The sequence below is a fragment of the Veillonella sp. CHU740 genome (assembly GCF_003992055.1).
In the GTDB taxonomy this organism is placed as follows: domain Bacteria; phylum Bacillota; class Negativicutes; order Veillonellales; family Veillonellaceae; genus F0422.
This window is the reverse complement of sequence record NZ_RQVD01000030.1, coordinates 1-407: the sequence shown is the minus strand read 5'-3', so window position 1 is coordinate 407 and position 407 is coordinate 1. Positions and strand designations below refer to the sequence as shown.

Here is a 407-nt window from a genome sequence, read left to right as displayed (position 1 = left end):
AAATAGCTAGCGCTATTCTTTTTGCTTAATAGAAGTATACGAACTCTGAAACGATCAAAATGACGCAATCCATAACTTATTCTTTTTAATACTTTAATGTTATTATTACACCCTTCTGTAAATCCATTGGAATATGGTAATACAAAGGCATTAACAATTTGAGGGAACCAACTGGTAAAGGAAGTTTTAAAATTACTAAACTCCGGTAGATGACTGTTTTCTACTGTATTTAACCATAATTGTATATATCTTTCTATGTTAGGTATGCTGTATATCTTAAATATCTTTCTAAAGGCTAATCTAAGTCCATATGCACGCCGCAGGTCATCGGATATACGTAGTATTTCTAACAGCTTTATTCGTTCGCTTTCAGTTAATTTACCAGGGTTCTTCATAAGAATCCTTCG

General features: G+C 32.4%; 1 protein-coding gene. It reads right to left on the bottom strand.

The window, feature by feature from the left end; all coding sequences use genetic code 11:
* Nucleotides 1-395: transposase (locus EO115_RS08315; RefSeq protein ID WP_240629002.1), on the bottom strand; the 395-nt coding region annotated here is incomplete at its 3' end.
* Between the last annotated feature and the right edge of the window lie 12 nt (nt 396-407).